Annotated in this window: 6 protein-coding genes, 1 tRNA gene and 1 pseudogene; 6 read left to right on the top strand and 2 right to left on the bottom strand. The window is 63.1% G+C overall.

Annotated elements, in window-relative coordinates:
- The first annotated feature begins 37 nt into the window (after positions 1–37).
- Positions 38–111 (top strand) — tRNA-Gln (locus ACU5AP_RS15870).
- A 229-nt stretch (positions 112–340) separates the two neighbouring features.
- On the opposite strand, the pseudogene ACU5AP_RS15865 reads toward ACU5AP_RS15870, so the two are convergent.
- Both ACU5AP_RS15865 and ACU5AP_RS15860 read right to left on the bottom strand, forming a co-directional pair.
- Positions 341–958, bottom strand: a pseudogene (locus ACU5AP_RS15865) (tyrosine-type recombinase/integrase); the annotation flags it as partial.
- A 289-nt stretch (positions 959–1247) separates the two neighbouring features.
- Positions 1248–1517 (bottom strand): helix-turn-helix domain-containing protein, encoded by a 270-nt coding sequence (locus tag ACU5AP_RS15860; RefSeq protein ID WP_446681511.1) that lies wholly within the window; start codon positions 1515–1517, stop codon positions 1248–1250.
- Between the two features lie 338 nt (positions 1518–1855).
- Here ACU5AP_RS15860 and dcm point away from each other — a divergent pair, with 338 nt between their 5' ends.
- The 5 genes from dcm (at position 1856) to ACU5AP_RS15835 (ending at position 6152) form a co-directional block, all read left to right on the top strand.
- Positions 1856–3106, top strand: a complete 1251-nt coding sequence (dcm, locus tag ACU5AP_RS15855; RefSeq protein ID WP_446681510.1) for a DNA (cytosine-5-)-methyltransferase — start codon at positions 1856–1858, stop codon at positions 3104–3106.
- A complete protein-coding gene (locus ACU5AP_RS15850) occupies positions 3099–3578 on the top strand; it encodes a very short patch repair endonuclease (protein ID WP_446681509.1) in 480 nt (159 codons plus the stop codon). The genes dcm and ACU5AP_RS15850 overlap by 8 nt, the downstream gene beginning before the upstream one ends.
- A gap of 84 nt (positions 3579–3662) precedes the next feature.
- Positions 3663–5048: a type II restriction endonuclease gene (locus ACU5AP_RS15845; RefSeq protein ID WP_446681508.1), complete on the top strand. Its 1386-nt coding sequence runs from the start codon at positions 3663–3665 to the stop codon at positions 5046–5048.
- Between the two features lie 14 nt (positions 5049–5062).
- On the top strand, positions 5063–5602 hold the full coding sequence (locus ACU5AP_RS15840; RefSeq protein WP_446681507.1) for a DarT ssDNA thymidine ADP-ribosyltransferase family protein: 540 nt from the start codon (positions 5063–5065) through the stop codon (positions 5600–5602).
- Between the two features lie 61 nt (positions 5603–5663).
- Positions 5664–6152 (top strand): thermonuclease family protein, encoded by a 489-nt coding sequence (locus ACU5AP_RS15835; RefSeq protein WP_446681506.1) that lies wholly within the window; start codon positions 5664–5666, stop codon positions 6150–6152.
- Positions 6153–6394: the final 242 nt, after the last annotated feature.

The raw sequence follows: 6394 nt of genomic DNA, 5'->3' as shown, positions 1-6394 counted from the left end.
CGCGACGCACAGCGCTCGGCGGGAAACACCGGACCGCTGGGGAATGGTGTAATGGTAACACTACGGTTTTTGGTACCGTCATTCTAGGTTCGAGTCCTAGTTCCCCAGCCACCGTCCTGTAAGGGTTTGAGCGCCTTGAGCGCCCCCTTCGGGGCTCAGGTTTTACAGTGGGTTTTACAGTTGGCCTTATGTTCCGGGTTTCCTGGAGCCGCGCGATCATGCCCAGGCCGATGGCCTCTCCCGTTACATAACGCCGCGCGATCTCCCTCACGCGGTTGAGCTCCCAGCCCAGGATCGTGGCGACATCATCCAGCGGCAGACCCGCACGGATGAAGTTGGTGGCGGCCGTGCCGCGCAGGTCGTGGAAGCGCAGGCCCTCAAGGCCGGCGCTGGCCTTGCCGGATCGTTTCGCCGCCTCATCCGCCTCAAGGCGGGCGCGCCTCACGCCGCTGTCCAGGCCGTTGCCGGGCGCCGTCCAGGGCAGACCATCCGACGTCTGCAGGACGGTCGGGCATTCGCCGCGATCCAGATCATCCAGCACGGCCCTGACGTCCTCGGTGATCGGGATCACCACGGTCTTGCGGCCGCGGCTTTTTCCGGTCTGCCAGACGATCGCGTGTTCTTTCACCGCGGACCAGGGCAGGGCGATCAGGTCGTTCTTGCGCAGGCCGGTCGCCGCAGCCAGGCGCAGGGCGGCGGCCACCGGCGGGTCGGCTTCGGCCAGGACCGCCTGAAGGTGGTGCGGCTCCCATATGATTTCAGCTCTGTTCACCTCATAAATACGGGGGAAGTTGGCTACCGGGTTGCTCGCAAGCCTGCCTCGATTGACGGCCCAGTTCAGCACCAGGGACAGGGCGCCGAGCAGTTCATCGGCTGTCTTGGGTGTGGCGGCCCTCTGGTCGCGCCAGTCCAGCAGGAAGGCGCGGGCCTTGGCTGAAGTGAGCGCTGTAAGTGTCATCTCGCCCAGCTCGGTGCGGACGCGGTCGAGAAGCTTGCGTCGATCCACCTTTGTTCGCGGAGCAAGTGACTGGTCGGCCGTCATGACCTCCAGATACTGGGTGATCAGGCCGAAGAGCGTCAGGTGGTCAACAGGACGCTGCCCGACAGTTCTGACGTGGTGCTTGTAGGCGTCGATCGCTGACGGCGTCTGCCGTGCGACCAGGCGCGCCAGCGTGCGTGGGTTGGAGGCCTTGGCGGCGAGAACCTGGGGGCCACCCCTCCAAGCGTACCAGTATTCAAAGACGCGATCAGCCTTTGCGCGCCTGACCCTGTGAAGGCCGGGCAGGGCGTGGGTGATCTGAAATGAATCGGGCAAGTTCGATATCCGCCTGTTCAAGAGGGTGGGGGGATGCGATCTCCAGGCCGGACAGCTGATCGAGGTGATGATCCAGAGCCTTCCGGTCGTAACGGTGCCTCGTGCCCAGGACGACACGCCCAAGGCTGAGCCTGCGCAATGTGGCGGCTGGCACGCGAAGATAATCGGCGGCTTCCTGCTCGGTCAGAAGGCGCGGTTGCATGCGGCTGCTGCTCCTTGATCAGAACCATCCTGGGTCTCGCGTTTCATGAGACGCGCCAGAGGCGCCCAGACCCTGAAAGAATCGAAGCAGTTGCGGGCAGGGGAGGCTATACGCCCGGCTCCGGTCGTAGGTTCACCTACCCCTCCGGCGGGGTGCCCGTTCTGTTAGGCCCCACGCGGGGGTCTACGAGATCCGGCGGGGTTGGACTTTGACGGTTGCTACCGGCGACGAAACGGTGAAATTCGAAACAAAAAGGGAACAAATGCTGCTTGTCTGCCGGGTGAACTCGTGTCATCCCGTCCCTGAGATTCCCGGAAGTTAGATTCGATGGTCGCAGCATGAGCACTGAGAAGCCCTTCGCCCTGTGGCTCCGGCAGTCCGGGATTACCGCAGAGACTGCTCAGGAAGAGCTCGGCTATTCCTGGAAACAGGTGCGCCGGTATGCTTCGGAAGAAGCGCCGGTTCCAAAGCTCGTCATGGACAGGGTGCGCACGCTGGCCGAGGAGCGGCTTGCAGCGCGCCCGCCAGCGAAGTTCCGCTTTATCGACCTGTTCGCCGGCATCGGCGGTCTGCGTCTCGGTTTTGAGGCCATTGGCGGCCGCTGCGTGTTCACCAGCGAATGGGATCGCTGGTCGAACAAGACCTACAACGCCAACTTCCTTGACGGGGACGACCACGTCATGGCCGGAGACATCCGGCCCTTTGGAGACAATCCGGCGCTGATTCCGGAGCATGACGTGCTTCTGGCCGGCTTCCCCTGCCAGCCCTTCTCTCTCGCCGGGGTGTCAAAGAAGAACTCGCTCGGGCGGGCTCACGGATTCGATGACGCCAAACAGGGGAACCTGTTCTTCTATATCCGCGACATCCTGCGCCACCACCGGCCGGCGGCCTTCATGCTGGAGAACGTCAAACACCTGGAGCGCCATGACGGTCGGCGCACCTTCAGCGTGATCCGGCAGGTTCTCGAAGAGGAACTTGGCTATACCATCGACTTCCGGGTCATCAGTTCGGAGCCCTGGGTTCCGCAGAAGCGGGAGCGGATTTTCATTGTCGGCTTCCGCGAGGACGTCGGGTTCAGCTTCGATGATTTCGACCGGATGATCCCTGACCAGAAGACATGGCCGAAGCTCGGCTCCATCCTTCAGTCTCACAATGAGGTCGATTCAAAATACACCCTGACGCCGAAGCTCTGGCAGTACCTGCAGGACTATCGCGCCAAGCATGAGAAGGCCGGCAACGGCTTCGGCTACAGCGTCTTCGGGCCGGAAGGCGTCACGCGGACCCTGTCTGCCCGTTACCACAAGGACGGGTCGGAGATCCTGATCGCCCAGCAGCCGCGTCCGCGCCGTCTGACGCCGATCGAATGCGCGCGTCTGATGGGATTCGAGTACGAGGTCGGGGAGGGGGAGGACCGGCGCACCAGGGAGTGGATCATTCCGCGGGATGTCTCCGACACCCAGGCCTATCGCCAGTTCGGCAACGCCGTCGCCGTGCCGGTGATCGAGGCCATCGCGCGCTACATGGAGCCTTCGCTCGTCGAAATGCTTGCACGAGACGCTGCAAAGTCCGGGCTGAAGGCGGTTGCCTGATGTCGTGACGCCCGAGGTCCGAAGCCGGATGATGTCCGGCATCGGGCCGAAGGACACCAAACCCGAAATGTTCATCCGCCGGGGCCTGCATGCGATGGGCTACCGCTACCGGCTGCATGATCGAAGGCTTCCGGGACGCCCGGATCTCGTCTTCCCCGGGCGGCGCGCCGTGATCTTCATTCACGGCTGCTTCTGGCACGGGCATGACTGCAGCCTGTTTCGCTGGCCTGGCACGCGTCCGGATTTCTGGCGCGCCAAGATCTCCGGAAACATCAACCGGGACGCGAGGGTGCGCAGTGAACTCCTGACCCTTGGATGGCGCGTTCTCGATGTCTGGGAGTGCGTGCTGCGGGGCCGTGAACGGCAGGCCCCCGAAGAGGTGCTGGCGGCGTGCGCCGCCTTTCTTGACGGGGCCCAGCCGTTTGACAGCCTGGGCGTCGACCCTACGGTCCCGACGGGTGAAGCGGGCTGACACTGTCCCCGCACGGCATGTTCGCATACTGGCGTGCTGCGGCCGTCTGACCTATCAGGTCGTGAAGTATTCCGTGGAGGGGCAATGACGGAGCAGACTGATCTGTTCGTCCAGGAGGACGCAACCGGGGCGCTGCTGGCGGATCTTCTGGCCCGGGCGCCGCGCGTCCTCGTCAAGAAGCTCTCCAACAATGACCGCGACTGGGCCCGGATGCCGAACAAGCATCAGGGCGGCGTCTACATTCCGGTGGCTGAACGCGATGGCGGCTTCTTTCCGCCTCTGACGGCGAAGCAGCGAAAGGACCCAGAGGCTCACGCCATCCTTGAGGTCTTCTTTCAAACGACGTGGCCGCAGTTCGGTGAGGAAAAGAAGACCCGGCTCGTGAACTATACGAGCAAGGGCGAAGAAACCCACATGACGGGCGTGCCGAAGGCGGCGTTCGAAACCCTCGGGCCGGCGTCCTGGTTCGTGATGGCTCCTGAAGACCGGGATGACGGCGCGGGCTTTGTCTGCCTGACGATCGACTCGGCCTCGGACGTCGCCGGCATGCTGACTGACACCCTGGGGCTGGGTGCGGACTTCGAGGTCGGCGTGCTCGAGCCCGCCGCCGTCATGGCTGCCGAGCGCGACAGGATCATGGAGTTCGCCGAGCAGGTCGCCCTGGCGTGGCTGGCAGGCGACATCGGGATGTTCGCCAGGGACCGGAGCGCCATGCCCGCTACGGCCGAACTCGCCGTCCTTGCTCGATCGAAATTTCTGGGCGCCCGCGGCATGGCGAGCCTCGACCCCTTCGCGCTCGACGCGCCGGGTGACGCCGTGCGCGAGATCAGCCGTGTGATCGAATATGATCTGTTCCGTGAGTTCCAGCGCAGGGAGCGCGCTGTGGAACTGGTTCGCGCCGTCTTCGGCGACGAGCCGGCCGACATGGACATGAAGACGGTGATCCGTCGCATGGTCGACGCTGTCGGCGAGATTGACCGGATCATGCTCTCGGCCAGCCAGCAGCGGAAGTCCCGCGCCGGCTACTCCTTTGAGCACCACATCGAGGCGATGCTGGCGGCGGGCGGCGTTCCTTTCGCGAAGCAGGTCGTCATCGAAGCCAGGAAGCGCCCGGACTTCATCCTGCCTTCCCTGGCGCACCTTCGCCGCAAGGGGCTGGAAGGGGCGCAGAAGGGGCTCATCCTCAGCGCCAAGACCACGCTGAAGGAGCGCTGGAAGCAGGTCGAGCGTGAGATGGGCGACAGCGACCTGTACCTGGCCACCGTCGATGAGAACATCGCGGCCAACGCCATTGAGGACATGGCGTCCATGAATGTCTTGCTCGTCGTGCCCGAAACGCTGAAGCGATCGGACACCACCGAATACAGCCGGCACGACACCGTCATCGACTTTGCGACCTTCTTCGGTGACGAACTGCGTGGGCGTCGCATGCAAGCGTGGACACCGTCGGGGCCCGCCATGCTGCTTTGAAGCATGGTCTCAACATGAGTTCGATCAAGATCCGCAATGCGGCGCGCAGGCGCGGCGTCACATCACTTTACCATTTCACGCCTTCCGCGAACCTCGAGAGCATCCTCGCCAATGGCTTGGTCTCGAGACAAATTCTCGATGACCATCAGGCCGCCTATATGTACACGGACGGTTGGCGGAACGATGGTCAGTTAGGTGCTGTCTCACTCTCTATTCATGGCATTAATGACGCGATGTTTGCCCAGAAGGTGCGAAATTCGCGATGCAGTTGGGCGGTAATCGAGGTCGATGCTTCGGTGCTCTGGACGCATCGCTGCCGGTTTTGCTGGGTCAATGCCGCCTCTTCGAAGATCGTGAACCATTCAGGGTTCATCGGCGGCCCTTGGGCATTCGAGAAAATGTTCGACGACTGCGCGGTCAGCGTCGTCGATCAACGCTCGTTCCGCGGTGTCAACCAAATGCCTGACAACGTGCCGACGATGAATGATGCAGAGGTCCAGGTACTCGACCCGATCGCACCTGAACTGATCCGCAATGTTACGTTGGTTTGTTGACGAGTCTCTAAGGCTTCTGCCTCTTTGATCGCACCGCAGACGCGCCTCATAGATAGAAGTGATGCTGCGCTTATTTCCACTTTTAATCCTTCTCACCGCTTGTGCGCCGTCCGAGCCTGACCTCGCGGGCCATGCCTCGGTGATTGACGGCGACACGCTGGAAATTCATGGGCAGCGCGTTCGGCTGTGGGGTGTGGATGCGCCCGAGGGACGTCAGATCTGCGGGGCGCCGGATGGCGGGACATGGCGGTGTGGAACGGCAGCGGCGAATGCGCTTGACGCGCGGTTGCGGGATCAGGTCGTGCGCTGCTTCGAGCGCGACAGGGATCGCTACGGTCGCATGGTCGCTGATTGCCGGGCGGGGGATGAAGACATCGGCGCCTGGCTGGTTCGGGAAGGCTGGGCGCTGCGTTACGCCGACTATGCCGGGACAGCCTATCTGATCGAGGAGATTGCCGCTCGGCGTGCGCGTCGCGGCGTGTGGGCGGGGACTGTAGAAGCACCCTGGGAATGGCGCCGCGACCGACGGGAGCACAACGTGCGGCCCTAGGTCAGGCGTGATCGGCGGCCTTGCGCAGTTCTTCGATACGCTGTTCGCTTGCTTTCTTCACGACTTCGCGCAGCACTTCGATACGTTCAGTGAGGAAGGCCAGTTCTTCGTCGGTGATGCGGTAGTGACGTTGACGTGCCCCTGAGTTTTCATCCAGCGGCGACCAGAGTCCTTGGGTTAGTTACGCCTCGCAGCGTGGGGTGAGCAACAGGCCGGGCCGCGCAGCTTTCATCCTGCGCAGC

Source organism: Brevundimonas sp. RM1 (assembly GCF_052907225.1).
The sequence above is the reverse complement of the archived record's forward strand: the minus strand, read 5'-3'. Positions and strand labels throughout refer to the sequence as shown.

Coding starts and splice junctions, on each gene's coding strand:
- ACU5AP_RS15860 (WP_446681511.1), bottom strand. CDS start 1,517: ATGCAACCGCGCCTTCTGACCGAGCAGGAAGCCGCCGATTATCTTCGC.
- dcm (WP_446681510.1), top strand. CDS start 1,856: ATGAGCACTGAGAAGCCCTTCGCCCTGTGGCTCCGGCAGTCCGGGATT.
- ACU5AP_RS15845 (WP_446681508.1), top strand. CDS start 3,663: ATGACGGAGCAGACTGATCTGTTCGTCCAGGAGGACGCAACCGGGGCG.
- ACU5AP_RS15840 (WP_446681507.1), top strand. CDS start 5,063: ATGAGTTCGATCAAGATCCGCAATGCGGCGCGCAGGCGCGGCGTCACA.
- ACU5AP_RS15835 (WP_446681506.1), top strand. CDS start 5,664: ATGCTGCGCTTATTTCCACTTTTAATCCTTCTCACCGCTTGTGCGCCG.